This window comes from Nonomuraea sp. AD125B, assembly GCF_041402765.1.
Taxonomy (GTDB): Bacteria; Actinomycetota; Actinomycetes; order Streptosporangiales; family Streptosporangiaceae; genus Nonomuraea; species Nonomuraea bangladeshensis.
The window spans coordinates 115,029-137,769 of record NZ_JBGLOU010000013.1 but is presented as its reverse complement, the minus strand read 5'-3'; the positions used below and the strand labels follow the sequence as shown (position 1 = coordinate 137,769).

The following is a 22,741-nucleotide window of genomic DNA, read 5'->3' as shown; positions in this document are numbered from 1 at the left end:
ATCAGTCCGAGGAGCGGGGCCTGAAGGACAGCAGGTCGCCGGGCTGACAGCCGAGCACCTCGCAGATCTTGCTCAGCGTCGAGAACCGGATCGCCTTGGCGCGGTTGTTCTTGAGAATCGACAGGTTCACGTTGGTGATGCCGACCTTGTCGGCCAGCTCGACCACCGTCATGCCGCGCTCTTCGAGCAGCCGGTCCAGATGCACCTCGATGGCGTGCTCGAGGTTCTCCGCGGGTGACATCAGACGGTTCCTTCGAGTTCCTCGCGCAGGTGCGCGCCGACGCGGACGACCTTGGACATCACGACGAGCCCGAGCCCGGCGATCAGGTACGCCCAGGGGAAGCTCCAGCCGCGCAGAGCCATCGACCCCACCTCCCTGACGGTCCCGGCCACCATCGACACGGCCAGGCCGGTCTCCACAATTGTGGTGTAAAGCGACGCCGCGAGCGTGCCGGCGATGAGGAACACGCCGAGGAAGCGCAGCTTGCGGACGATCGTCTCATCGAAACCGCTGTCCCGCCGGGCGTCCGCGATCAGCCGGTCGAGGAGGAAGAGGGCGACGAGCACGACGAGCGGGGTGGCGAACCGCGAGGTCTGGTAGAGCGACTACGTGCCGAGGCCGGCGTCGTCCTTGCAGAGCTGGGGCAGTCCGTGGGCGAAATCGACTCCCTTCTCCACGGGATAGGGGTTGTCGTCGGCGCCGCTGCTCTCCGCCACTGCCTTGCTGCGTCGGGGGTCTTCGGTGACATTTCCCTCCACGTGAAGGATGCCCGGTGAGGCCACGCACACCAGGCTCCGGTCGCCGAGGGATCCGGAGGCGTTCTCTCCGCCGGTCAGGACCGCACGCCCGATCTCGTAGGCCAGCGTGGCGGCGAACAGCGCCAGGAGGAGGCGGACGACGATCGCCGTCCACTTCAGGGAGGCGGATGTGTCGAGGGACACGGCACAGCTCCATATCGTTGCTCGATATTATTGTTTCTCGATAGTATCGAAGAACGATAAGGAGTCAAGCGCGGTCGCCCGGGTTCCTGAGATGAAGGGCGAGGCGGGTGCGGTCAGGGGTGCCGTGACTCGGCCATCAGGCGTCCGCGACGGGCGGGGCGAGCACCGTCTCGCCGCGGCCCGCCCGGTGCATGAGCTCGACGCCGTCCATCCCGGGCATTCTCGCGTCCACCAGCGCCACGTCCGGACGGCACTCCCCGGCCACGCGCAGCGCCTCCTCCCCGTCGGCGGCGACCGCCGGCACCATCCGCCCGCCGCCCCAACGGCGGCGAGCCGACGCGACTTGTGTCCCGGATCGTCGTGCCCGACCGTTGAGGCATGAGAATCTTGACCGTCTTTGTCGCCATCCTGCTGTCGGCCGTCCTGGGCGGTTGCGGTGAGGAGCGGATGCGAGGAGCGGGGCCGTCGGCGTCGCCATCGGCGTTACGTCCTTGTCCGGAGATCGCTGAGCCGCCGATGCCGAGCCCTTGTGTGACGATGCCCTCCTGGGAGCAGAAGCACGCCGGCAACAGGGCGTACCGCCAGCGCGCCGCGCTTCCTCCGGAGGTGGCTGCGGAGGCCGAGCCGGTGGCCGAGGCTCTGCGGGACAGATTCGCCGGCCTGCGCGAGCGGAAACTGCACGGCGAGGTCCACGTCGCGAAGGCGGTCCGGGCGGTCGCTCCACCGGGGACGAACGTCATCATCAGGGCGGGGGGCGCTCGCTCCGCCGTGGTGTTCGCCATCGAACTGCGGGGAGGATGCCTGACCGGCTTCTACGACGAGCGTGAGTCGAAGGTGGAGGTGGGCGGCTACATCAACGACGGCGGCTGCCTGACGGCTCCCGGTCACTGACCCTGCGCTTCAGAAGGGGGTCAGGCGCGGCGGCGGGCGCGGTAGGCGGCCACGTGCATGCGGTTGCCGCACGTACGGCTGTCGCAGTAGACGCGCGACCGGTTGCGTGACTCGTCCACGAAGACGTGGTCGCAGTCGGGGGCCGAGCAGGTGCGCAGGCGTTCGCCCTCGCCCTCCACCAGCAGCAGCGCCAGCGCCACCCCGCAGTCGGCGGCCAGGTGCTCGGCCAGGCTGGAGTCGGCGGCGAAGTAGTGGACGTGCAGGGGGTGGCCGTCGTGCTCGGTCAGGCGCGGCGTGATGCGGGTGGAGGAGAGCAGGGAGTTGAGCGTGTGGACCGCGGTCGGCTGGTCGGGCGCGGTGAAGACGCGGTGGAAGGCCTCCCGGACCGCGCGGACCTGGGCGAGGTCGCGGGCCGTCAGCTTGCCGATGCCGCTCACCTCGCGGGACTCCACGAACGCCTGGAGCTCGGCCAGGCCGGGCAGCCCCTCGTCGCCGCCCGTGGCCGGTGAGGTGTTGACCAGTTCGACGACAGTGGCCAGAGAATGCACCATGTCATGGCCAAACGGCATGTTGACTCCTGTCCGCGCCGGATCCTAGCGTGGTCGAACTGTATCTCTTACTGCGGCCACGGGGGTTTTCATGGGGGCACACCGTCGTATCGTGATCATCGCGATCGTCGGCGCGCTCGTCATCTCCACCTCCGCGCCGCTGGTCCGGCTGGCCGAGGTGTCGCCGGCGACGTCGGCGTTGTTCCGCTGCGCGTACGCGATCCCGCCCATGCTGGCGCTGGCCTGGCTGGAGCGGCGCAGGCACGGCCCGCTGCCGCGCCGGGCGGTGCTGCTCGCCTGGGCGGCGGGCCTGACGTTCGCGTTCGACCTGCTGTTCTGGCACCACGCCATCGCGTACGTCGGCGCGGGACTCGCGACCGTGCTGGGCAACCTGCAGGTGTTCCTGGTGGCGTTCGCGGCCTGGGCGGTGTTCGGGGAGCGGCCGTCGAGGCGGCTCGTGGTGGCGACGCCGGTGGTGTTCGGCGGCGTGGTGCTGATCTCCGGGGTGTTCGACAGCGCGGCGTACGGCGACGACCCCGTCATGGGGGTGCTCGCCGGGGTGGCCACATCGGTGTCGTACGCGGCGTTCCTGCTGCTCATGAAGGGCGGCTCGGACCGTGCGGCCGGGCCGCTCGCGCACGCCACCGTCGTGGCCACGGTGGCGATCGCCGCGCTCAGCCCCGCCTTCGGCGGCGCGGACCTCGCCCCGAGCTGGCCCGCGCACGGCTGGCTGCTGCTGCTCGCGCTCGGGCCGCAGGTGCTGGGGTGGTCGCTCATCACGTTCACGCTGCCGCGGCAACCGGCCGCGCTCACCGCGCTGCTGCTGCTCGTGCAGCCCCTGACGACCGTGGCGCTGTCGGCGGTGGCGCTCGGCGAGCGGCCCTCGCCCTGGCAGCTCGCCGGATGCGCGGTGATCGTGCTCGGCGTGCTGTGGGGCTCGCGCCGCGGCGCTCAGCCGGCGGGCGGCGCGGACGGCGAACAGGACGCGCAGGTGCCGAACACCTCCACCGTGTGAGTGATCTCGGTGAAGCCGTGCTCGCTGCCCACGGCCTCGGCCCAGCGCTCGACCGCGGGACCGGCCACCTCGACCGTGCGCCCGCACTTGCGGCAGACGAGGTGGTGGTGATGGACCTCGCTGGCGCAGGCCCGGTAGACGGACTCGCCGTCGTCGGTGCGCAGCACGTCGACCTGACCGTTGTCGGCCAGCGCCTGCAGCGCACGGTAGACGGTGGTCAGGCCGATCTTGGCGCCGTGCAGGCGCATCTCCGCGTAGACGTCCTGCGCGCTGCGGAACCCCTCGCTCTGACGAAGGGTGTCGTGCACGGCGTCGCGTCTTGTCGTCATGCGACCTCCTCGACGCGCATTGTTGGACCCACTCTGGACTCCTCGTCGCTCCGGCCTCGGCGTACGAATTTACCGACAGCGAGGGCCAGGACGAAGCCGGCGAGAGCGATGAGCACGATCGAGGCGCCCGGCGGCACCTTCGGGGACACGGTGGAGGCGAGCAGCCCGCCCACCGAGGCCAGCACCCCGAACACCATCGCCGTCGCCATCGTGGCGCGGAAACCGCGCGTGAGCTGCTGACTCGTCGCCACCGGGATCACCATCAGCGCGCTGACCAGCAGCAGCCCGACCACCCGCATGGCGATGACGACGGTCAGCGCGGCCGTGACCGCGATCAGCAGGCTGAGGAAGCGCACCGGCAGGCCGCTCGCGCGGGCCATCTCCTCGTCCTGGCAGAGCACGAACAGCTCCCTGCCGAAGATCACGACCACGCCGATCACGGCCACGGCCAGCGCGGCGATGACCCAGATGTCGGCCGGGGTGACGCTCGCGATGGCGCCGAACAGGTAGGAGTTGAGCTTGGCGTTGCTGCCGCCGGGCGCGACGGCCATGAGCATGACGCCGCCCGCGATGCCGCCGTAGAACAGCAGCGCCAGCGCCACGTCGCCGCTGGTGCGTCCGCGCGCGCGTACGAGCTCGATGGCCACCGCACCGACGACGGAGACGAGCACGGCGGTCAGCACCGGCGCCGTGCCGGTCAGGAAGCCGAGCGCCACGCCGGTCAGCGCCACGTGCCCGATGCCGTCACCGAGCAGCGCGAGCCGCCGCTGCACGATGAACGTGCCGACGGCGGGCGCGCACAGCCCCACCAGCAGCGCCGCGACGAGCGCGAGCTGGAAGAGCTGCTCGCCCAGCAGTTCGAAGATCACCTTGGTTCCCCCTGCCACCCGGTCAGCGGCCCGGCCACCGGCTCGGCGGCGTGCGGATGCTGGTGCTCGTGCCCCGGCCGCGCGCACTCGCCCTCGGGACGCGGCGGCGGCCCGTCGTGCGCGATGCGGCCGCCGCCGATGACGACGCCGCGCGTGATGACCGGCTCCAGCGGGCCCAACTCGTGCGCGACCAGCACCACGGTCTTGCCGCCGAGCACCAGCCCGGCCAGCGTGTCGGCGAGCAGGTGCTGCGTCCCGGCGTCGACGCCCGCGGTGGGCTCGTCCATCACGTACGTGTCCGGCTCACCCGCCAGCGCGCGGGCGATGAGCACCCGCTGCTGCTGGCCGCCCGACAGCGACTGGACGGGGTCGCCCGCGCGGTCGGTCAGGCGGACGGCCTCCAGCGCCGCGGCCACCGCCGCCCGGTCGGCCGCGCTGGTGCGGCGCAGGCGGCGCTGGCGGGCGATGCGGCCCGAGGCGACGACCTCGCGCACGGTGGCGGGCACGCCGCCGCCGACCTGGAGGCGCTGCGGGACGTAGCCGATGCGCCACCAGTCGCGGAAGCGCGAAGGTGGCCGGCCGTAGATCAGCGTGCTGCCGCCCGAGAGCGGCGTGAGCCCGAGCAGGGCGCGTACCAGCGTCGACTTGCCCGAGCCGTTGGCCCCCAGGAGTGCGACGACCTCGCCTGTGTGAACGGTCAGGTCGATCCCCCGGAGGATCGGCTTGCCGTCGTAGGCGACCCGGCCGCCGGTCATCGCGAAGGCCGTCTCGCTCATGCCGTACACCCCAGTGCTGTTTGAAGAGTCTTGAGGTTATCGCGCATGGCGGAGACGTAGTCACCGGAGGGCTTGCTCTCCAGCGGGTCGAGCACGGCGGTCTTCGCGCCGACCTCGTTCGCCAGCACCTCGGCCACCTTCGGGCTCACCAGGGCCTCGGTGAAGATCGTGGTCACGCCCTCGGCCCTGGCGAGCTTGGCCACCTCCGACAGGCGCGCGGGGGACGGCTCGGTCTCGGGGTCGAGGGTGATGCCCACCTGCTTCAGCTTGTAGCGGTCGGCCAGATAGCCGAACGCCTCGTGCGCCGTCACCATCGTCCTGGACCGGCAGGTGGTCAGGCCCTTGGTGAACTCCTGGTCGAGCGTGGTCAGGGCGGCGGCCGTCTTCGCGGCGCGATCCCGGTACGCCTGGGCGTGCGCGGCGTCGGCGGCGGCCAGGCGCTCGCCGAGCTTGCCGGCGACGGTGGCCATGCGGGACGGGTCGAGCCAGAGGTGCGGGTCGTAGCCCACCTCGTCGTGGCCGTGCTCCTCCTCGCCCTCGTGCTCGTGCTCGTGGCCTTCGCCGGCGGGGATCGTGGTGACGGCGGTGGCGGCGTCGAAGCTCTTCTCCTGGTCGACGGCGTCGTCCACGGCCGGCTGGACGCCCTTGACGTAGACGGTGAGCGCGGCGTTCTGGAGGTCGGTGACCTGCTGGATGCCCAGCTCCAGGTCGTGCGGCTCGACGCCTGGGGCGGTGAGGCCGGTCACCTGGACGTCGGATCCCCCGACCTGCTCGGTCAGCCATTGCAACGGATAGAAGGCGGCGACCACTTCGGGCTTGCCGTCGGAGGTCGCGCCGACCTCGGACACACCGGAACCGCCGCCGCAGGCCGTGGCGCTGAGCAGGGCGCCGGCGGTCAACAGACCGAGCGCACCCAGCCGGGAAAATCCTGACATCATGGGAGTCAGTATGCGCCAAAATGAAAACGGTTGTCAAAATCTGTCCCCCGGACGCAGCTACGAAGGCGCGTAGAGGATTGGGGCGCGCCGCGCGCACGGGATCGGTGGCGCTGCGCACAGGGGATTGAGGGGCGCTGCGCGTATGGGATTGAGGGGCGCTGCGCGCGTACGGGATTGGTGGCGCTGCGCGCCAGGGGTTTGCGAGGGAGCGCCGTCGCCTGGACTGAGGAGCGCAGGGAGCGAAGCGACCGTAGCGACAAGGGAAGGCGACGGATCTGAGCGACCGAGCCGCCCGCGCGGAGCGCGGGCCATTAGACACGCCCTTCACCCGTGTAGACGTTCATCGAGTTTCCGCGCAGGAACCCGATCAGCGTCAGCCCCTCCTCGGCGGCGAGTTCGACGGCCAGCGACGACGGCGCCGAGACGGCGGCGAGCACCGGCACCCCGCCCATCACCGCCTTCTGCACCAGCTCGAACGACGCCCGCCCGGACACCATGAGCACGCAGCCGCGCAGCGGCAGCCGTCCTTCGCGCAGTGCCCAGCCGAGGAGCTTGTCGACCGCGTTGTGCCGGCCGACGTCCTCGCGCACGCACAGGGGGTCGCCGTCGGCGGTGAACAGGCCGGCGGCGTGCAGGCCGCCGGTCCGGTCGAAGACGCGCTGGGCGGCCCGCAGCCGGTCGGGCAGGCTCGTCACCGTGGCGGGCCGCAGCGTGACGGGGTCGTCGGCGGCGCTCCAGCGGGCGACGGTGCGCACCGCCTCCAGTGACGCCTTGCCGCACACGCCGCAGGAGGAGGTGGTGTAGAAGTTGCGCGGCTCGGGCGCGGGCACGCCGGGGGCGAGCCGTACGTCGAGCACGTTGTAGGTGTTGCCGCCGTCCACGGTGGCGCCCGCGCAGTAGCGGATGGTGGCGATCTCGCCGGGCGCGCCGACGGCCCCCTCGCTGACGAGGAAGCCGGCGGCGAGGTCGAAGTCGTCGCCGGGCGTGCGCATGGTGACGGTCAGCGGGGTGCCGTCGAGCCGGATCTCCAGCGGCTCCTCGGCGGCGAGCGAGTCGACGGCCGGCAGCCTGGCCCGGTCCTTGACGCGGACGATCCGCCGCTTGACGGTGACCCTAGACATGGGCGGGGACCCTAGACATAGCCGTACCCGAAGCGGCCCTTCACGCAGAGGTTGCCCTTCGTGACGGGGTTGTCGTGCGGCGACGTCACCTTGACGATCTTGTTGTCCTGGACGTGCAGGGTGAGGTTGCAGCCGACGCCGCAGTAGCTGCAGATGGTGGTGGTCTCGCTCTGCCGTGACTCGTCCCAGGTGCCCTCAGCCCGCATGTCGAACTCGGTCTTGAACGACAGCGCGCCCGTCGGGCAGACCTCGACGCAGTTGCCGCAGTAGACGCAGGCCGAGTCGGTGAGCGGGGCGTCGAACTCGGTGGAGATCGTCGCGTCGAAGCCCCGGCCGGCGACGCCGATGGCGAAGGTGTTCTGCCACTGCTCGCCGCAGGCGTCCACGCACTTGTAGCAGAGGATGCACTTGCTGTAGTCGCGGACGTAGAGGTCGTTGTCCACCTTGGCGGGCTGCTCGACGGTGGCCGCGTCCGCGCCGAACCTGGCGGGGTCGGCGCCGTACTCGGCGTTCCACTCGGCGGCGCGCGGCGTCGTGGACATGTCCACGGAGGAGCCGAGCAGCTCCAGCACCACCTTGCGGCTGTGCCGGGCGCGCTCGGTCCCGGTGCCGACCTTCATGCCCGGCTCGGCCTTGCGCGAGCAGGCGGGGGCGAGGGTACGGGCGCCCTCGACCTCCACCACGCACACCCGGCAGGCGTTCTTCGGGGTGAGGGTGTCGCCGTGGCAGAGGGTGGGCACGTCCTTGCCCGCCGCCCGGCAGGCGTCGAGGATGGTGGCGCCCTCCGGCACGCGTACGGTCTCGTCGTCGATCTGTACGTCGATGAGCCGCCGGGGCGGCTGCAGCGGGATCATTCGAACACTCCCAGGCGGTCGATGGCCGATTCGACGGCGTTCCACGCGGTCTGCCCGAGGCCGCAGATCGAGGCGTCGCGCATGGTCCGCCCCACGTCGCGCAGCAGCACCAGGTCGTCGTGCGAGACCCGCCGCGACAGCCGGTGCAGGGCCTCCTCCTGGCGTACGGTGCCCACCCGGCAGGGCACGCACTGGCCGCAGGACTCGTCGCGGAAGAACTCGGCGATCCGGAGGAGCAGCTGTTTGAGGTCCACGGTGTCGTCGATGACGAGGACCACGCCGGAGCCGAGCGTGGCGCCCGCGTTCCTGGTGCCCTCGAAGGTGAGCGGGATGTCCAGGTCTGTGACGAACGCCCCGGCGGCCCCGCCGAGCAGCACCGCGCGGGTGGTGCCGGTGGTCCCGGCCAGCTCCAGCAGCTCGCGCAGGGTCGCGCCGAACGTCAGCTCGTACACGCCGGGCCGTTCCACCGCGCCGGAGACGCAGAACAGCTTGGGCTCGGCCGCCGCGTACGCCCGCGCCCCGCGCTCCAGGATCGGCAGCACGTTGACCAGCGTCTCGACGTTGTTGACCACGGTCGGCTTGCCGAACAGGCCCTTCTCCACGGGGAACGGCGGCTTGCTGCGCGGCTCGCCGCGGTGCCCCTCGATGGAGTTGAAGATCGCGGTCTCCTCGCCGCAGATGTACGCGCCCGCGCCCCGGCGCAGCTCGATGTCGAAGGAGAAGCCCTTGCCGAGGATGTCGGGGCCGAGCAGGCCGCGGGCGCGGGCGGTGGCGATGGCGTGCGCCAGGCGGGCGGCCGCCCTCGGGTACTCGCCTCTGACGTAGAGGTAGCCCCGGGCGCAGCCGGTCGCCCACGCCGCCACGGTCATGGCCTCGACCAGCGCGTACGGGTCGTTCTCCATGACCACCCGGTCCTTGAACGTGCCCGGCTCGCTCTCGTCGGCGTTGCAGACCAGGTAGTGGGGGTGGTCGGGCTGGCGGGCGGCGGCGTCCCACTTGCGGCCGGTCGGGAAGGCCGCGCCGCCCCTGCCGACCAGCCCCGACTCCAGCACCTCGCGGATCACCCCGGCGGGGCCGAGCTCGAAGGCGCGGCGGAGCGCCGTGTAGCCGCCGGTGGCGCGGTAGTCGTCGAGGCTCGCGGGGTCGGCCAGGCCGGCCCGCCGCAGCAGGATGAGACCGTCCTGGCCGGCCTGCGGCACGGCGGCCACGGCGGGGGCGTCGCCGGCCACGTCGAGGCGCGGCCCGCTGCCGTTGGGGCTGGGGGAGCCGGCGACCGCGTCGGCGGGGGTCCTCGCCATGGCGTCGGCGTCGGCCGGGGCGTACACCTCGGCGCGCGGCGTGGTCCCCGCCTCCAGGGCGAGCGCGGCCGGGGCCCGTTCGCACAGGCCGAGGCAGGGGCTCTCCTGCCAGGTCTCGCCGGGCGGGCCGAGCCGCTCCTCGACCTGCTCGCGCAGCCGCCGGCCGCCCTTCGCCTGGCAGGCCAGGTCGGTGCACACGTGCAGCACCCGCGCCGGGCGCGGCCGCAGCGAGAACAGCGAGTAGAACGTCGCCACCCCGTACGCCTCCGCGGGCGGCACGGTCAGCCGCCGGCAGACGTAGTCGAGCGCGCCCTCGCTGATCCAGCCCACCCGGTCGTTGACCGCGTGCAGGGCGGGCAGCAGCAGGTCGCGCCGAGGCTCGGCGCGGGCGGCGAAGCGCAGGTCGGCCGCGGACCTGGCGCCGCCCTCCCAGCCGGTGGCGGGCGGGCCGAGCACGGCGTCGACGGCCGCGCGCTCCTCGTCGGACGGTTCTGCGTCGCGGAATCGGATGTCCATGCCTCACCCGGCCTTGACGAGCTTCTCGACGCGGACCGCGGCCGCCTTGAACTCGGCCGTGCCCGCGATCGGGCAGGTGGCCTCGATGGTCAGCGAGTTGACGTCCACGTCGTCGGGGAAGTGGAAGGTCATGAACACCAGGCCGGGCCGCAGCGCCGGGTCGATGAAGACGGGCGCGACGACCGAGCCGCGCCGCGAGGTGATCCGTACGTCCTCGCCGGCCGCGACGCCGAGCCGTTCGGCGTCCTCGGGGCACAGCTCGACGGTCTCGCCCCGGCGCAGCGGCGAGGCGAACCCGGACGACTGCACGCCGGTGTTGTAGGAGTCGAGGCGGCGGCCGGTGGTCAGCCGCAGCGGATACTCCTCGTCCAGCAGGTCCACCGGCGGCGAGTGCTCCAGCACCGCGAACGGCGCCGGCGCGCCCCGCCGCTCCGGGTCGCTCTCCCAGAGCCGCCCGTGCAGGTACGGCGGCTCCAGCGCGTCCTCCGACGGGCACGGCCACTGGATGCCCTGCAGCTCGGTCAGCCGCTGGTAGCTCATGCCGCGGTGCTGCGGCGACAGGGAGCGCAGCTCGTTCCAGACCTCCTCGGCGCCGTCGTAGGCCCAGTCGTGGCCGAGCCGGCGGGCCAGCTCGCAGAGGATCCAGATGTCGTCGCGGGCCTCGCCCGGCGGTTCGAGCGCCTTGCGGACCCGTTGCACCCGCCGCTCGCTGTTGGTGAACGTGCCCTCGGCCTCGCACCAGGCGGCGCTGGCCGGCAGCACGACGTCGGCCATCTGGGCGGTCTTGGTGAGGAAGATGTCCTGGACCACCAGGTGGTCGAGCATGGCCAGGCGCTTGGCGCAGGCGAGGGAGTCGGCCTCGGACTGCACAGGGTTCTCGCCGATGAGGTAGCAGGTGGTGACCTCGCCCTCGGCCATGGCCTCCAGCATCTGGGTGAGGTTGAGCCCGTAGCGGGGCTGGATGGGGGCGCCCCACGCGCTCTCGAAGCGGGCCCGCAGGTCCGGGTCGAGGATGTCCTGGAAGCCGGGCAGCCGGTTGGGGATCGCGCCCATGTCGCCGCCGCCCTGCACGTTGTTCTGGCCGCGCAGCGGCGACAGGCCGGAGCCGTAGCGGCCGACGTGGCCGGTCAGCAGGGCCAGGTTGATGAGGGCCCGGACGTTGTCGGTGGCGTTGTGGTGCTCGGTGATGCCGAGCGTCCAGCAGAGCTGGGCGCGGTCGGCGCGGGCGTACGCGTGCGCCAGCTCCCTGATCGCCGCGGCCGGCACGCCGGTGACCTGCTCGGCGGTCGTGAGCGTCCAGGGCTCGACGCACTCCTTGAACTCGGCGAAGCCCACGGTGGCCCGCTCGATGAACGCCTCGTTGTGCAGCCCGGCGTGGATGATCTCGCGGGCGACGGCGTGGGCGAGCGGGATGTCGGTGCCCACGTTGAGCCCGAGCCACAGGTCGGCCCACTGGGCCGTGCCGGTGCGGCGCGGGTCCACGGCGAACATCCTGGCGCCGTTCCTGATGCCCTTCAGCACGTGCTGGAAGAAGATCGGATGGGCGTTGCGGGCCGCCGACCCCCACATGACGATCACGTCGGTGTCCTCGACCTCCTGGTAGGAGGAGGTGCCGCCGCCGCTGCCGAACACGGCGGAGAGCCCCGCCACGCTGGGGGCGTGGCAGGTGCGGTTGCAGGAGTCCACGTTGTTGGTGCCGATGACCACGCGGGTGAACTTCTGCCCGACGTAGTTCATCTCGTTGGTGGAGCGGGCGCACGACAACATCGCGAAGCAGTCGGGGCCGTGCTCGGCGACGTTGCGGCGGAAGCCCTCGGCCGCGCGGTCCAGCGCTTCCTCCCAGGTCGCCTCGCGCAGCACGCCGTTCTCGCGCACCAGTGGACGGGTCAGGCGGTCATAGCTCATGATCCCTCCATTCTGTATACAGGCTACGGTATTCGGAGCTACACCGCGCGGACAAGGTTCGCGTTCAGCAGGTCGCTCACGGCGTGGATCGCCCGCAGCGTCGGGACGTCCGCGCCGGTCAGGTCGGCCAGCTCGACCACCGCCGCGAGGAGCACGTCCAGCTCCAGCGGCTTGCCCTTCTCCAGGTCCTGGAGCGTGGAGGTCTTGTGCTCGCCGGCCTTCTCCGCGCCCCGCAGCCGGCGCTCGATGGAGACGCCGGGGTCGCAGCCGACCCGCCCCGCCACCTCCACCGTCTCCCGCATCATGGCCACGACCAGCTCGCGCGCCCCGTCGTGGCGGCAGATGCCGGCCATCGTGGCGCGGGCGAGCGCGCTGATCGGGTTGAAGGCGATGTTGCCCATGAGCTTGATCCACACGTCGCGGCGCAGGTCGCGCTCGACGGGGCATTTCAGCCCGCCCTCGACGGCGGCCTCGCTGAAGGTCCGGCACCGGTCGGTGAGCAGCCCGCTCGGCTCGCCGATGGAGAACCGGGTGCCCTCCAGGTGGCGGATGACGCCGGGGCTCTCGATCTCGGTGGCCGCGTACACGACGCAGCCGACGGCCCGGTGCAGGGGCAGCGCGGCCGTGACCGCGCCGCCGGGGTCGACGCTCTCGATGCGGTAGCCCTCGTAGGGGCCCTTGAGCCGGTGGAAGTACCACCAGGGGATGCCGTTCTGCGCGGCGATGATGCTCGTGGACGCGTGCAGGAGTGGCGCGATCATGGGGCCCGCCGCGGCGTAGCTGTTCGCCTTGAGGCCCAGGAAGACGTGGTCCACCGGCCCGACCTCCGTGGGGTCGTCGGTGGCGTGGGGGTGGGCGGTGAAGTCGCCCCGGGGGGACAGCACCCGCACACCGGCGCGGCGGATGGCCTGGAGGTGCTCGCCGCGGGCGATCAGGTGCACCTCGGCTCCCGCCCGGTGGAGGGCGGCTCCCACGTACGCGCCGATGGCGCCGGCGCCAAGAACAGCGACCTTCATGCTGCGCGCTCCGTTCTCGCGTCGGATTTGCATTCGGTATACAGTATGGAAAAACGCGGGTCAAGGAGCTTGCGGATGACGGTTGTGCGGCATGATCCAGTGGTGGACGCGATGTCATGGGAGGCCGCGCGAGGTGTCGCGGCCGGGAGCGTGAAGCCGCTCGGAGCCGTGCCGGTGCCGGCGGCCGAGGCGCTCGGATGCCGGCTGGCCGGGCCGCTGCGGGCCCTGGTGGCGGTGCCCGGCGTGGACGTCTCCGCGATGGACGGCTACGCCGTGGCCGGTGACGGGCCCTGGCGGCTCGTCGGGCGGGTGCTCGCGGGGGGCCGGGCCCATGCCGGCCCGCTGGCGGCGGGGGAGGCCGTGGAGATCGCCACCGGGGCGCCGGTGCCGGCGGGGGCGGTGGCGGTGGTGCCGTACGAGCGCGCCGTGGCGGGCGCCGGGACCGTGGACGGGGCCGTGGAGCCCGGCCGGCACATCCGGCGGCGCGGCGAGGACATCCCCGAGGGGGCCGTGGTGCTGGAGGCGGGCGCGCCGGTGACGCCGGTCGCGCTCGGGCTGGCCGCCGCGCTCGGGCACGACGACCTCCTCGTACGGCCCCGCCCCGGTGTCCTGGTGCTGATCACCGGGGACGAGGTGGTGCACAAGGGGCGTCCCGGCCCGGGCCGCGTCCGCGACGCCATCGGACCGTTCCTGCCCGGCCTGGTCGAGTGGGCGGGCGGCCGGGTCACCGACACCGTCCACCTCCCGGACGGCCCGTCCGCCCTCCACGCCGCCCTGTCGGGAAGGGGAGCGGACGTCGTGGTGGTGTGCGGCGCCTCGTCGAAGGGCCCCGCCGACCATCTGCGAGGCGTGCTCGCCGCCCTCGGCGCCGACGTGCTCGTGGACGGGGTCGCGGTCCGGCCGGGCCATCCGCAGGCGCTGGCGCGGCTGCCGCACGGCCCGCTCGTGGCCGGGTTGCCCGGCAACCCGTTCGCCGCCCTCGGCGCGGCACTCACGCTGCTCGTCCCCGCCCTGCGCGGGCTGACCGGGACGCCCGTCACCCGCGAGACCGGCACGCTGGGCGGCCACGTGCGCGCGCACCCCCGCGACACCCGCCTCGTGCCGGTCCGCCGCACGCCGGAAGGCGTGGCTCCGGTGGGCCATGACCGGCCGGGATCCCTCTGGGGTGCCGCCCTGGCGGACGCCCTGGCGGTGGTCTCTCCGGGCTGGGACGGCGAACCGGTGGAGCTGATCGAGTTGCCCTGAGGGGCTGGACAGGCCGATCGGGAGAGAGTAACCATTGCCTTCATACGGTATGCAGTATGCGGAAGACAGCGCTCTCCGAAGGGTGGCAGGGAATGTCGGAAACGATCTCTGGCGGTCATCTCGTGGCCAAGGCGCTCAAGGCCGAGGGCGTGGACGTGATCTACACGCTCTGCGGCGGCCACATCATCGACATCTACGACGGCTGCGTCGATGAGGGCATCGAGGTCATCGACGTACGCCACGAGCAGGTCGCCGCACACGCCGCCGACGGGCACTCCCGCATCACCGGCCGGCCCGGCTGCGCGGTCGTCACCGCCGGCCCCGGCACGACCGACGCGGTGACCGGTGTGGCCAACGCCTTCAGGGCGGAGAGCCCGATGCTGCTCATCGGCGGCCAGGGCGCGCTGAGCCAGCACAAGATGGGCTCACTGCAGGACCTGCCGCACGTGGACATGATGGCCCCGATCACGAAGTTCGCCGCCACGGTGCCGAGCACCGAACGGGTGGCCGACCTCGTGTCGATGGCCTTCCGCGAGTGCTACCACGGCGCTCCGGGGCCGTCGTTCCTGGAGATCCCGCGTGACGTGCTGGACGCGAAGGTGCCCCTGGACAGGGCCCGCATCCCGAAGGCGGGCCACTACCGGGCCTCCACCCGCCAGCAGGGCGACCCGGAGGCCGTCGAGCGGCTGGCCGACCTGCTGGCCCACGCCGAGAAGCCGTGCATCCTGCTCGGCAGCCAGGTCTGGACCTGCCGGGCCACCGACGCGGCCATCGACTTCGTCCGGGCGCTCAACGTGCCGGCCTACATGAACGGCTCCGGCCGCGGCACCCTGCCGCCCGGCGACCCCCACCACTTCCAGCTCAGCCGCCGCTACGCCTTCACCGAGGCCGACCTCATCATCATCGTCGGCACCCCGTTCGACTTCCGGATGGGCTACGGCAAGCGGCTGTCCCCGTCGGCGACCGTCGTCCAGATCGACCTCGACTACCGCACGGTGGGCAAGAACCGCGACATCGACCTCGGCATCGTCGGCGACGCCGGTCTCGTGCTGTCGGCGGCGGCGCAGGCCGCGAGCGGGCGGATCGGCGACGCCGCCGCCAAGCGCAAGGCGTGGATGGACGAGCTGCGCGCGGTCGAGACCGCGGCCTACGAGAAGCGCCTGCCCCGCCAGCACTCCGACGCCCGGCCGATCGACCCGTACCGGCTGGTCCACGAGATCAACGAGTTCCTCACCGAGGACACCATCTACATCGGCGACGGCGGCGACATCGTGACCTTCTCCGGCCAGGTCGTGCAGCCCAAGTCGCCCGGCCACTGGATGGACCCGGGCCCGCTCGGCACGCTCGGCGTCGGCATGGCCTTCGCGATGGCGGCCAAGAAGGCCCGGCCGGACAAGGAGGTGCTGTGCCTGTTCGGCGACGGCGCCTTCAGCCTCACCGGCTGGGACTTCGAGACGATGGTCCGCTTCGACCTGCCGTTCATCGGGATCGTCGGCAACAACTCCTCGATGAACCAGATCAGGTACGGCCAGGCCGCGAAGTACGGCGAGGACCGCGCCCGCGTCGGCAACACCCTCGGCGACATCCGTTACGGCGACTTCGCCAAGCTCCTCGGCGGCCACGGCGAGGAGGTGCGCGACCCGGCCGAGATCCGCCCCGCGCTGGAGCGGGCGCGCGAGTCCGGCAAGCCCGCCCTCATCAACGTCTGGGTCGATCCGGAGGTCTACGCCCCCGGAACCATGAACCAGACCATGTACAAGTGACGGCGCACAAGTGACGGCGCACCCGCGAAGGGCGGTCAGACGATGAAGGCTCTCGAAGGCGTCCGCATCCTCGACATGACGCACGTGCAGTCCGGCCCGTCGTGCACCCAGCTGCTCGCCTGGCTCGGCGCGGACGTGGTCAAGCTGGAGGCCCCCACCGGCGACATCACCCGGCAGCAACTGCGCGACGTGCCCGGCGTCGACAGCCTCTACTTCACGATGCTCAACTGCAACAAGCGCAGCATCACGCTCAACATGAAGAGCGAGCGCGGCAAGCAGCTCTTCACCGAGCTGGTGAAGGACGCCGACGTCCTGGTGGAGAACTTCGGGCCGGGCGCGGTGGACCGCATGGGCTTCCCGTGGGAGCGGCTCCAGGAGCTCAACCCGCGCCTGATCTACGCCTCGATCAAGGGCTTCGGCGCCGGCCGGTACGCGAAGTTCAAGGCGTACGAGGTGATCGCCCAGGCGATGGGCGGCTCGATGAGCACCACCGGCTTCGAGGACGGCCCGCCACTCGCGACCGGCGCCCAGATCGGCGACTCGGGCACCGGCATCCACGCGGTGTCCGGCATCCTGGCCGCCCTCTACCAGCGCGAGCGGACCGGGCGCGGGCAGCGCGTGCAGGTGGCCATGCAGCACGCCGTGCTGAACCTGTGCCGCGTCAAGCTCCGCGACCAGCAGCGCCTCGCGCACGGCCCGCTGCGTGAGTACCCCAACAGGACGTTCGGCGACGAGGTGCCGCGCTCGGGCAACGCGAGCGGCGGCGGCCAGCCGGGCTGGGCGGTGCGCTGCGCGCCCGGCGGCCCGAACGACTACATCTACGTGATCGTCCAGCCGGTGGGCTGGCAGCCGCTCTCGGGCATCATCGGCCGGCCCGAGCTGGCCGACGACCCCGAGTGGGCGACGCCGGAGGCCCGCCTGTCCAAGCTGGACAAGATGTTCCAGCTCATCGAGGAGTGGACGATCCGCCACGACAAGTGGACGGTCCTGGACCGGCTCAACGCCGCGAACATCCCGTGCGGGCCGATCCTGTCCACCCGGGAGCTGGTGGAGGACGAGAGCCTGCGCGAGGAGGGCATCGTCGTCACGGTCCCGCACCCCGAGCGCGGCGACTTCGTCACCGTCGCCAGCCCGTTGCAGCTGTCCGACTCGCCGGTGGAGGTCCGCACCCCGCCCCTGCTCGGCGAGCACAACGAGGAGATCTACGGCCGGCTCGGCGTCGGCACCGAGGAGCTGGCCGAGCTCAAGGCGAACGGAGTCATCTGAATGGATCCCAGGCACGTCATCGAGCGGGCCCGCGCCGAGGGGCGCGCCGCGCTGACCGCTCCCGAGGGCCGGCTGCTGTGCGAGGCGTACGGCATCGCCACCCCCGGCGAGGGGCTGGCCGGCTCGGCGGAGGAGGCGGCGGAGCTCGCGGGGAAGATCGGGCTCCCGGTCGTCCTGAAGATCGTCTCACCGGACATCCTGCACAAGACGGACGCGGGCGGCGTGCTGGTCGGCCTGCGGACCCCCGAGGAGGTACGCCAGGGCTACGACACCATCCTCGCCAACGCCCGCGCGCACGCCCCTGACGCCAGGATCGACGGCGTCCAGGTGCAGCAGCTCGTCGGCGGCGGCCTGGAGGTGATCGTGGGCGCGGTCACCGACCCGACGTTCGGCAAGGTCGTCGCGTTCGGGCTCGGCGGCGTCCTGGTCGAGGTGCTGAAGGACGTGACCTTCCGGCTCGCCCCGGTCTCGGGCGACGACGCGCTCGCGATGCTCGACGACATCCGGGCGGCCGAGGTGCTGCGCGGCGCGCGCGGGGCCGAGCCCGTGGACCGGGCGGCGCTGGCCGCGCTGATCGAGCGCGTCGGCCGGCTGGTCACCGACCATCCCGAGATCGTCGAGGTGGACCTCAACCCGGTCTTCGCCGACGCCAGGGGAGCCGTGGCCGCCGACGTGCGGATCATCGTCGGCGACCGGCCGGAGGAGGTCACCCGGCTGCCCAGGGAAGAGATCCTGCGGCAGATGACGCGGATCTTCCGGCCGCGTTCCGTCGCCGTCATCGGCGCCTCCGCCGAGACCGGCAAGATCGGCAACTCGGTCATGCGCAACCTCATCGACGGCGGCTACCGGGGCCGGATCCTGCCGATCAACCCGAAGGCCGACGAGATCATGGGGCTGCCGGCGTACAAGAGCGTCGCCGACGTGCCCGGCGAGGTGGACGTGGCGGTCTTCGCCATCCCCGCCAAGTTCGTCGCCGCCGCGCTGGAGGAGGTGGGGGAGAAGGGCGTGGCCGGGGCGGTGATGATCCCGTCCGGGTTCGCCGAGACCGGCAACGTCGAGGGGCAGCAGGAGATCGTCGAGATCGCCAGGCGGCACGGCGTGCGCATGCTCGGCCCCAACATCTACGGCTACTACTACACGCCCGAGAACCTCTGCGCGACCTTCTGCACCCCCTACGACGTGCGCGGCAGCGTCGCGCTGACCTCGCAGAGCGGCGGCATCGGGATGGCCATCCTGGGCTTCAGCCGTACGACCAGGATGGGCGTGTCCGCCATCGTCGGCGTCGGCAACAAGGCCGACGTGGACGAGGACGACCTGCTCACCTTCTTCGAGCAGGACGACAACACCAAGGCCGTGGCCATGCACCTGGAGGACCTCAAGGACGGGCGCGGCTTCGTCGACGCGGCCCGCCGCGTGGTCCGGCAGAAGCCGGTCATCGTGCTCAAGGCCGGGCGCACCGCGATGGGCGCGCGGGCCGCGGGCTCGCACACCGGCGCGCTGGCCGGCGACGACAAGGTCTACGACGACATCCTCCGCCAGGCCGGCGTGGTCCGCGCCCCCGGGCTCAACGACATGCTGGAGTACGCCCGCGCGCTGCCCCTCATGCCCGCGCCCCAAGGCGAGAACGTCGTCATCATCACCGGGGCGGGCGGCTCCGGCGTGCTGCTCTCCGACGCCTGCGTGGACGCCGGGCTGACGCTCATGGAGATCCCGCCCGACCTCGACGCCGCCTTCCGCGCCTACATCCCGCCGTTCGGCGCGGCCGGCAACCCCATCGACATCACCGGCGGCGAACCGCCCGCGACCTACGAGAACACGATCCGCCTCGGCCTCGGCGACGACCGCGTCCACGCGCTCGTCCTCGGCTACTGGCACACGATCGTGACGCCGCCGATGGTCTTCGCCGAGCTCGTCGCGCGGGTGGTGGCGGAGGAGAGGGAGAAGGGCAACGTCAAGCCCGTCGTGGCGTCCCTGGCCGGGGACACGGAGGTTGAGGAGGCCAGCGAGTACCTGTTCGAGCACGGCGTGGTCGCGTACCCGTACACGACGGAGAAGCCCGTCGCGGTCCTCGGCGCCAAGTACCGCTGGGCGAGGGCCGCCGGACTGCTGCGCTAGAGCCAGGCGGAGCAGGACGAGGCGAGGGGGCTAGATCGGGGCGCACGAGGAAGGCAACACACCCCCCAGGAGGTCCGTAGGTGGACACATCGAACACACCACCGGCGACGGCCACGCCGCCGGTGGAGGATCAACGAGTATGGAAGGCGGGCCGGCTGGAGCCGATGCCCATCAGGAAGCTCCCCGACGCGCCGCCCTCGGTGCACCTGCTCGGGCCGACGGTCTTCCTGGTCGCGCTCGGCGTCGGCATGGGCGAGTCGTACATGTGGCCCCGGCTGGTGCTGCTGTTCGGGCCGGAGATCAGGTGGCTGTTCCTGATCGGCGTGACCCTGCAGGCCGTGGTCATGCTGGAGATGGCGCGCTACGCCATGGCCACCGGGGAGAGCATCTTCTCCGGCGCGGCCCGGGTGTTCAAGCCGCTGATGTGGTTCTTCTTCGTCGTCGCCGTCGCGGTCTACATCTGGCCGGGGCACCTGTCGGCGGGGGCGGCGGCGTTCGAGGAGATCACCGGCATACCGTGGATGGTGACCGCGATCGCGGGGCTGATCCTCGTCGGCGTGGTCTTCACCCTCGCCAAGGTGATCTACAACCTCCTGGAGAACGTGCTGTCGCTGCTCATCGGCGCGCTCGTGCTCGGCACGGCCGTGGTCGCGGCCATGGTCGGCTCCTGGAGCGACGTGGTCACCACGATCACCGGCATGTTCTCCTTCGGCTACCTGCCGCCGCAGGCGATGTCGGCGGCCTGGTTCCCGGTCATCGTCGGGGCGTGCGCGTTCGCCGGGCCCTCCGGCATGCAGCAGATGTGGTACACGCTGCACCTGCGTGACTCCGGGGCCGGCATGGGCGCGCACCAGCCGCAGATCCGCGGGCTGCGGCACGCCGGCGAGGAGGAGGAGCGGCCCGCCCGCGGGTTCATGTTCGACACCTCCGACCCGGCCGAGATGGCGAAGTGGAAGGGCTGGCGGCGCTGGGTCACCTTCGACGCGCTGCTGTTGTTCTGGGGCATCACCATGCTGGTCACGATCTCCTTCACGGTGATCGCGCAGGCGGCGGTGCGGATCGACCCGGGCGTGCGGCAGGTCATTCAGGGCGACGACCGGGAGGTGGCGCTGACCGCGATGTCGAACGCCGTCTCCTCGGCGGGCAGCTCGGTTCTCGGGGTCGTGTTCCTCGGGTTCATCGCGCTGATCGGCCTGAACGCGACGCTCGGCCTGTTCGACTCGTTCTCGCGCGGCCAGGCGGACATGACCTTCCACTTCATCCCCGGCGCGAAGAAGCTCGGCATGTCCAAGCTGTACGCGATCTTCCTGTGGGGAGTGATCCTCTTCGGGATCCTGATCCTGCTCTTCGGCCCCGCCGACGGGCCGAGCGGGATCCTGGACACGCTGGCGTTCCTGTCGACGTTCGCGATGGGGGCGTACTGCGTGACGCTGCTGCTGGTCAACAACCGCATGCTGCCCAAGCCGATCAGGCCCCGGTGGTGGTCGAACGTGATCATCGGCTTCGGCGCGGTGTTCTACCTCGGCATGCTGTTCTACAGCCTCTTCGCCTACGGCGTGGTCGTGGGCTGATGGAGCGACGGCACAGTTTCGAGCTCGCCCTGCCAGGGGCGTCCATCGGAGCCGTCGCCGGCGCCATGGCCGGTGGGCTGACCCTGTTCGCGGGGGCGCCCACCGGACTGGCCGCGCAGGCGGCCCTGGCGCTGGCCACGCCGCTCGCCCTCTTCGGCGGGCTGTTCGGCGTGCTCGTCGGCCACGGCGTGCTCCGGCCCGGCACCTTCGGGCCGGCCGGCCTGTACTGGATGGCGGCCTTCCCGCTGTCCCGGCTGCTCCAGGAGAGCGTGGCGGGGGTGGGCATGCACGACGGCGTGCTTCCCTTCCTCGCCTACCAGGCCATGGTGGGGCTCGGCTTCGCCATCGGCTTCGTCTGGCTGCACGAGCGGTTCATGCCGTACTGGCTGTCCCACCGCGCGGCCGTCAACCCGCTGGCGGCCGAGTTGCTCGCCGTCTACGTCAGGTACGCCACGACGCTGCGTGCAGGAAAGAAGGGAAGCAGGCGGTGAACCTGCCCTTCTGGATCTGGGCGGCCACCCTCGGGGGCTTCGCCGCGGTCCTCGCGTTCGACTTCTGGATGGTGGCCCGCAACCCGCACGAGCCGTCGATGCGCGAGTGCGTCGGCTGGGTGTCGTTCTACGTCGGACTGGCCGCGGCCTTCGGCGCCGGACTGCTCCTGCTGTCCGGCCCCGCGCACGGCGGCGAGTTCTTCGCGGGATGGATCACCGAGTACTCGCTCAGCGTGGACAACCTCTTCGTGTTCCTGCTGATCATGAGCAGGTTCCGGGTGCCGCGGGAGTACCGGCAGAAGGTGCTGCTCATCGGCATCGTGCTGGCGCTGGTCATGCGCGGGGCGTTCATCGCGGCCGGCGCGGGCGCCGTCCAGCGCTTCGACTGGCTCTTCTACGTGTTCGGCGCCTTCCTCGTCTACACCGCGTGGAAGCTCATCGGACACGAGGAGGAGGCGGAGTTCTCCGAGAACCTCGCGCTGCGGACCGTGCGGCGGGTGCTGCCGACCACGGACACCTACCACGGCGCCCGCCTCACCGTGCACCACGGGCGCAGGCTGGTGACCCCGATGCTGATCGTGATGGTCGCCATCGGGACCACCGACCTGCTGTTCGCGCTCGACTCGATCCCGGCCATCTTCGGGCTCACCAAGGAGCCCTACCTGGTGTTCACCGCGAACGCCTTCGCCCTCATGGGGCTGCGGCAGCTCTTCTTCCTCATCGGCGGGCTGCTCGACCGGCTCGTCTACCTGAGCAAGGGGCTGTCGGTGGTGCTCGCCTTCATCGGGCTGAAGCTCATCATGGAGGCGCTGCACCACGACGGCGTGTCCTGGGCGCCGGAGGTGCCGATCATGGTCTCCCTCGGCGTCATCGTCGGCACCCTCGCGGTGACGACGGTGCTGAGCCTGGTCAAGTCGGCCCGCGACGCCAGGAGAGCTCGCGAGCCGGAGCCGGCGGGCCAGTCCTCGGGCCGGTCATCGGGCCGGTCATCGGGGCAGTCGTAGCGGCGCCGGGCCGCGGCGGGGGCGTGCCGCTTCCGCCGCGGCTCAGTGCCGCGGGCTCTCGTGGACGTCGTGCCCGGACGTCGTGCCCGGCGTGGCCCACAGCCGCAGGTAGCGCTCGGCGTCGTCGGCCGAGCCCTGCCTGCGCAGAGCCGTGCTCAGCCCGAGGCCGATCGCGCGGCCGTCCGACGGCGAGCCCGCGGGTTCCGCGAGGAGAAAGCGGAGGAACGCTCTCATGGTCATGCACCTCCCATCCGTGCCGCCCCATCCT

24 protein-coding genes are annotated in these 22,741 nt (G+C 71.8%); 9 read left to right on the top strand and 15 right to left on the bottom strand.

Going from position 1 to position 22,741, the window contains the following annotated elements:
* Window position 1 precedes the first annotated feature (1 nt).
* The 4 genes from ACBR40_RS31460 to ACBR40_RS31445 form a co-directional block, all read right to left on the bottom strand.
* A complete protein-coding gene (locus tag ACBR40_RS31460; RefSeq protein WP_371251096.1) occupies window positions 2-241 on the bottom strand; it encodes a helix-turn-helix domain-containing protein in 240 nt (79 codons plus the stop codon).
* Window positions 241-567 carry a DUF2975 domain-containing protein gene (locus tag ACBR40_RS31455; protein WP_371251095.1) on the bottom strand — a complete coding sequence of 109 codons (327 nt, stop codon included), beginning with the start codon at window positions 565-567 and terminating at the stop codon, window positions 241-243. Before ACBR40_RS31455 ends, ACBR40_RS31460 begins: the two co-directional genes overlap by 1 nt.
* 39 nt (window positions 568-606) lie before the next feature.
* Window positions 607-942: a hypothetical protein gene (locus tag ACBR40_RS31450; RefSeq protein WP_371251094.1), complete on the bottom strand. Its 336-nt coding sequence runs from the start codon at window positions 940-942 to the stop codon at window positions 607-609.
* A gap of 136 nt (window positions 943-1,078) precedes the next feature.
* Window positions 1,079-1,249: a response regulator gene (locus tag ACBR40_RS31445; protein ID WP_371251093.1), complete on the bottom strand. Its 171-nt coding sequence runs from the start codon at window positions 1,247-1,249 to the stop codon at window positions 1,079-1,081.
* A gap of 230 nt (window positions 1,250-1,479) precedes the next feature.
* Here ACBR40_RS31445 and ACBR40_RS31440 point away from each other — a divergent pair, with 230 nt between their 5' ends.
* Window positions 1,480-1,833: a hypothetical protein gene (locus ACBR40_RS31440; RefSeq protein ID WP_371251092.1), complete on the top strand. Its 354-nt coding sequence runs from the start codon at window positions 1,480-1,482 to the stop codon at window positions 1,831-1,833.
* 20 nt (window positions 1,834-1,853) lie between these two features.
* Here ACBR40_RS31440 and ACBR40_RS31435 read toward each other — a convergent pair whose 3' ends face one another.
* Window positions 1,854-2,402, bottom strand: coding sequence for a CGNR zinc finger domain-containing protein (locus ACBR40_RS31435; protein WP_344204782.1), 549 nt, complete (start codon window positions 2,400-2,402; stop codon window positions 1,854-1,856).
* A gap of 91 nt (window positions 2,403-2,493) precedes the next feature.
* Between ACBR40_RS31435 and ACBR40_RS31430 the strand changes: the two genes are divergently transcribed.
* The gene (locus tag ACBR40_RS31430; RefSeq protein ID WP_371251091.1) at window positions 2,494-3,396 is read left to right on the top strand and encodes a DMT family transporter; all 903 of its coding nucleotides are present in this window, start codon (window positions 2,494-2,496) and stop codon (window positions 3,394-3,396) included.
* Here the strand turns inward: ACBR40_RS31430 and ACBR40_RS31425 are convergent.
* The 9 genes from ACBR40_RS31425 to ACBR40_RS31385 form a co-directional block, all read right to left on the bottom strand.
* Window positions 3,333-3,725, bottom strand: coding sequence for a transcriptional repressor (locus tag ACBR40_RS31425; protein ID WP_344204779.1), 393 nt, complete (start codon window positions 3,723-3,725; stop codon window positions 3,333-3,335). The genes ACBR40_RS31430 and ACBR40_RS31425 overlap by 64 nt on opposite strands.
* Window positions 3,722-4,591 carry a metal ABC transporter permease gene (locus ACBR40_RS31420; RefSeq protein ID WP_344205292.1) on the bottom strand — a complete coding sequence of 290 codons (870 nt, stop codon included), beginning with the start codon at window positions 4,589-4,591 and terminating at the stop codon, window positions 3,722-3,724. Before ACBR40_RS31420 ends, ACBR40_RS31425 begins: the two co-directional genes overlap by 4 nt.
* Window positions 4,591-5,370, bottom strand: coding sequence for a metal ABC transporter ATP-binding protein (locus ACBR40_RS31415; RefSeq protein WP_344204778.1), 780 nt, complete (start codon window positions 5,368-5,370; stop codon window positions 4,591-4,593). The genes ACBR40_RS31420 and ACBR40_RS31415 overlap by 1 nt, the downstream gene beginning before the upstream one ends.
* Window positions 5,367-6,308, bottom strand: a complete 942-nt coding sequence (locus tag ACBR40_RS31410) for a metal ABC transporter substrate-binding protein (RefSeq protein WP_371251090.1) — start codon at window positions 6,306-6,308, stop codon at window positions 5,367-5,369. The genes ACBR40_RS31415 and ACBR40_RS31410 overlap by 4 nt, the downstream gene beginning before the upstream one ends.
* Before the next feature lie 311 nt (window positions 6,309-6,619).
* Complete coding sequence (gene fdhD / locus ACBR40_RS31405; RefSeq protein WP_371251089.1) at window positions 6,620-7,429, bottom strand: formate dehydrogenase accessory sulfurtransferase FdhD; 810 nt, start codon at window positions 7,427-7,429, stop codon at window positions 6,620-6,622.
* Window positions 7,430-7,440: 11 nt separating this feature from the next.
* Window positions 7,441-8,283, bottom strand: coding sequence for a 2Fe-2S iron-sulfur cluster-binding protein (locus tag ACBR40_RS31400; protein WP_371251088.1), 843 nt, complete (start codon window positions 8,281-8,283; stop codon window positions 7,441-7,443).
* Complete coding sequence (locus tag ACBR40_RS31395) at window positions 8,280-10,097, bottom strand: NAD(P)H-dependent oxidoreductase subunit E (RefSeq protein ID WP_371251087.1); 1,818 nt, start codon at window positions 10,095-10,097, stop codon at window positions 8,280-8,282. Before ACBR40_RS31395 ends, ACBR40_RS31400 begins: the two co-directional genes overlap by 4 nt.
* Before the next feature lie 3 nt (window positions 10,098-10,100).
* Window positions 10,101-12,002, bottom strand: coding sequence for a molybdopterin-dependent oxidoreductase (locus ACBR40_RS31390; RefSeq protein ID WP_364451318.1), 1,902 nt, complete (start codon window positions 12,000-12,002; stop codon window positions 10,101-10,103).
* A 38-nt stretch (window positions 12,003-12,040) separates the two neighbouring features.
* Window positions 12,041-13,018, bottom strand: a complete 978-nt coding sequence (locus ACBR40_RS31385) for a 2-dehydropantoate 2-reductase (RefSeq protein ID WP_344205290.1) — start codon at window positions 13,016-13,018, stop codon at window positions 12,041-12,043.
* 75 nt (window positions 13,019-13,093) lie between these two features.
* Here ACBR40_RS31385 and ACBR40_RS31380 point away from each other — a divergent pair, with 75 nt between their 5' ends.
* The 7 genes from ACBR40_RS31380 to ACBR40_RS31350 all read left to right on the top strand — a co-directional run bounded on the left by ACBR40_RS31380 (window position 13,094) and on the right by ACBR40_RS31350 (window position 22,473).
* Complete coding sequence (locus tag ACBR40_RS31380) at window positions 13,094-14,263, top strand: molybdopterin molybdotransferase MoeA (protein ID WP_371251086.1); 1,170 nt, start codon at window positions 13,094-13,096, stop codon at window positions 14,261-14,263.
* 92 nt (window positions 14,264-14,355) lie between these two features.
* The gene (locus ACBR40_RS31375) at window positions 14,356-16,026 is read left to right on the top strand and encodes a thiamine pyrophosphate-binding protein (protein ID WP_344204768.1); all 1,671 of its coding nucleotides are present in this window, start codon (window positions 14,356-14,358) and stop codon (window positions 16,024-16,026) included.
* 42 nt (window positions 16,027-16,068) lie between these two features.
* Entirely contained in the window at window positions 16,069-17,292 is a 1,224-nt protein-coding gene (gene frc / locus ACBR40_RS31370; RefSeq protein ID WP_344204767.1) for a formyl-CoA transferase, read from the top strand.
* Window positions 17,293-19,407 carry an acetate--CoA ligase family protein gene (locus ACBR40_RS31365; RefSeq protein ID WP_371251085.1) on the top strand — a complete coding sequence of 705 codons (2,115 nt, stop codon included), beginning with the start codon at window positions 17,293-17,295 and terminating at the stop codon, window positions 19,405-19,407.
* 80 nt (window positions 19,408-19,487) lie between these two features.
* On the top strand, window positions 19,488-20,978 hold the full coding sequence (locus tag ACBR40_RS31360; RefSeq protein WP_245774958.1) for an Nramp family divalent metal transporter: 1,491 nt from the start codon (window positions 19,488-19,490) through the stop codon (window positions 20,976-20,978).
* On the top strand, window positions 20,978-21,469 hold the full coding sequence (locus ACBR40_RS31355; protein WP_344204763.1) for a hypothetical protein: 492 nt from the start codon (window positions 20,978-20,980) through the stop codon (window positions 21,467-21,469). Before ACBR40_RS31360 ends, ACBR40_RS31355 begins: the two co-directional genes overlap by 1 nt.
* Complete coding sequence (locus ACBR40_RS31350; RefSeq protein ID WP_364451337.1) at window positions 21,466-22,473, top strand: TerC family protein; 1,008 nt, start codon at window positions 21,466-21,468, stop codon at window positions 22,471-22,473. Before ACBR40_RS31355 ends, ACBR40_RS31350 begins: the two co-directional genes overlap by 4 nt.
* A 42-nt stretch (window positions 22,474-22,515) precedes the next feature.
* Here the strand turns inward: ACBR40_RS31350 and ACBR40_RS31345 are convergent, their stop codons facing one another.
* Complete coding sequence (locus ACBR40_RS31345; RefSeq protein WP_344204760.1) at window positions 22,516-22,707, bottom strand: hypothetical protein; 192 nt, start codon at window positions 22,705-22,707, stop codon at window positions 22,516-22,518.
* Window positions 22,708-22,741 lie beyond the last annotated feature (34 nt).

Bases quoted from the DNA above. Each gene is read 5' to 3' on its own strand.
- ACBR40_RS31380 (WP_371251086.1), top strand. From the start codon at position 13,094: ATGACGGTTGTGCGGCATGATCCAGTGGTGGACGCGATGTCATGGGAG.
- ACBR40_RS31440 (WP_371251092.1), top strand. From the start codon at position 1,480: ATGCCCTCCTGGGAGCAGAAGCACGCCGGCAACAGGGCGTACCGCCAG.
- ACBR40_RS31410 (WP_371251090.1), bottom strand. From the start codon at position 6,308: ATGATGTCAGGATTTTCCCGGCTGGGTGCGCTCGGTCTGTTGACCGCC.
- ACBR40_RS31395 (WP_371251087.1), bottom strand. From the start codon at position 10,097: ATGGACATCCGATTCCGCGACGCAGAACCGTCCGACGAGGAGCGCGCG.
- ACBR40_RS31400 (WP_371251088.1), bottom strand. From the start codon at position 8,283: ATGATCCCGCTGCAGCCGCCCCGGCGGCTCATCGACGTACAGATCGAC.
- ACBR40_RS31425 (WP_344204779.1), bottom strand. From the start codon at position 3,725: ATGACGACAAGACGCGACGCCGTGCACGACACCCTTCGTCAGAGCGAG.
- ACBR40_RS31385 (WP_344205290.1), bottom strand. From the start codon at position 13,018: ATGAAGGTCGCTGTTCTTGGCGCCGGCGCCATCGGCGCGTACGTGGGA.
- ACBR40_RS31365 (WP_371251085.1), top strand. From the start codon at position 17,293: ATGGATCCCAGGCACGTCATCGAGCGGGCCCGCGCCGAGGGGCGCGCC.
- ACBR40_RS31445 (WP_371251093.1), bottom strand. From the start codon at position 1,249: ATGGTGCCGGCGGTCGCCGCCGACGGGGAGGAGGCGCTGCGCGTGGCC.
- ACBR40_RS31375 (WP_344204768.1), top strand. From the start codon at position 14,356: ATGTCGGAAACGATCTCTGGCGGTCATCTCGTGGCCAAGGCGCTCAAG.
- fdhD (WP_371251089.1), bottom strand. From the start codon at position 7,429: ATGTCTAGGGTCACCGTCAAGCGGCGGATCGTCCGCGTCAAGGACCGG.
- frc (WP_344204767.1), top strand. From the start codon at position 16,069: ATGAAGGCTCTCGAAGGCGTCCGCATCCTCGACATGACGCACGTGCAG.
- ACBR40_RS31345 (WP_344204760.1), bottom strand. From the start codon at position 22,707: ATGAGAGCGTTCCTCCGCTTTCTCCTCGCGGAACCCGCGGGCTCGCCG.
- ACBR40_RS31355 (WP_344204763.1), top strand. From the start codon at position 20,978: ATGGAGCGACGGCACAGTTTCGAGCTCGCCCTGCCAGGGGCGTCCATC.
- ACBR40_RS31460 (WP_371251096.1), bottom strand. From the start codon at position 241: ATGTCACCCGCGGAGAACCTCGAGCACGCCATCGAGGTGCATCTGGAC.
- ACBR40_RS31435 (WP_344204782.1), bottom strand. From the start codon at position 2,402: ATGCCGTTTGGCCATGACATGGTGCATTCTCTGGCCACTGTCGTCGAA.
- ACBR40_RS31390 (WP_364451318.1), bottom strand. From the start codon at position 12,002: ATGAGCTATGACCGCCTGACCCGTCCACTGGTGCGCGAGAACGGCGTG.
- ACBR40_RS31415 (WP_344204778.1), bottom strand. From the start codon at position 5,370: ATGAGCGAGACGGCCTTCGCGATGACCGGCGGCCGGGTCGCCTACGAC.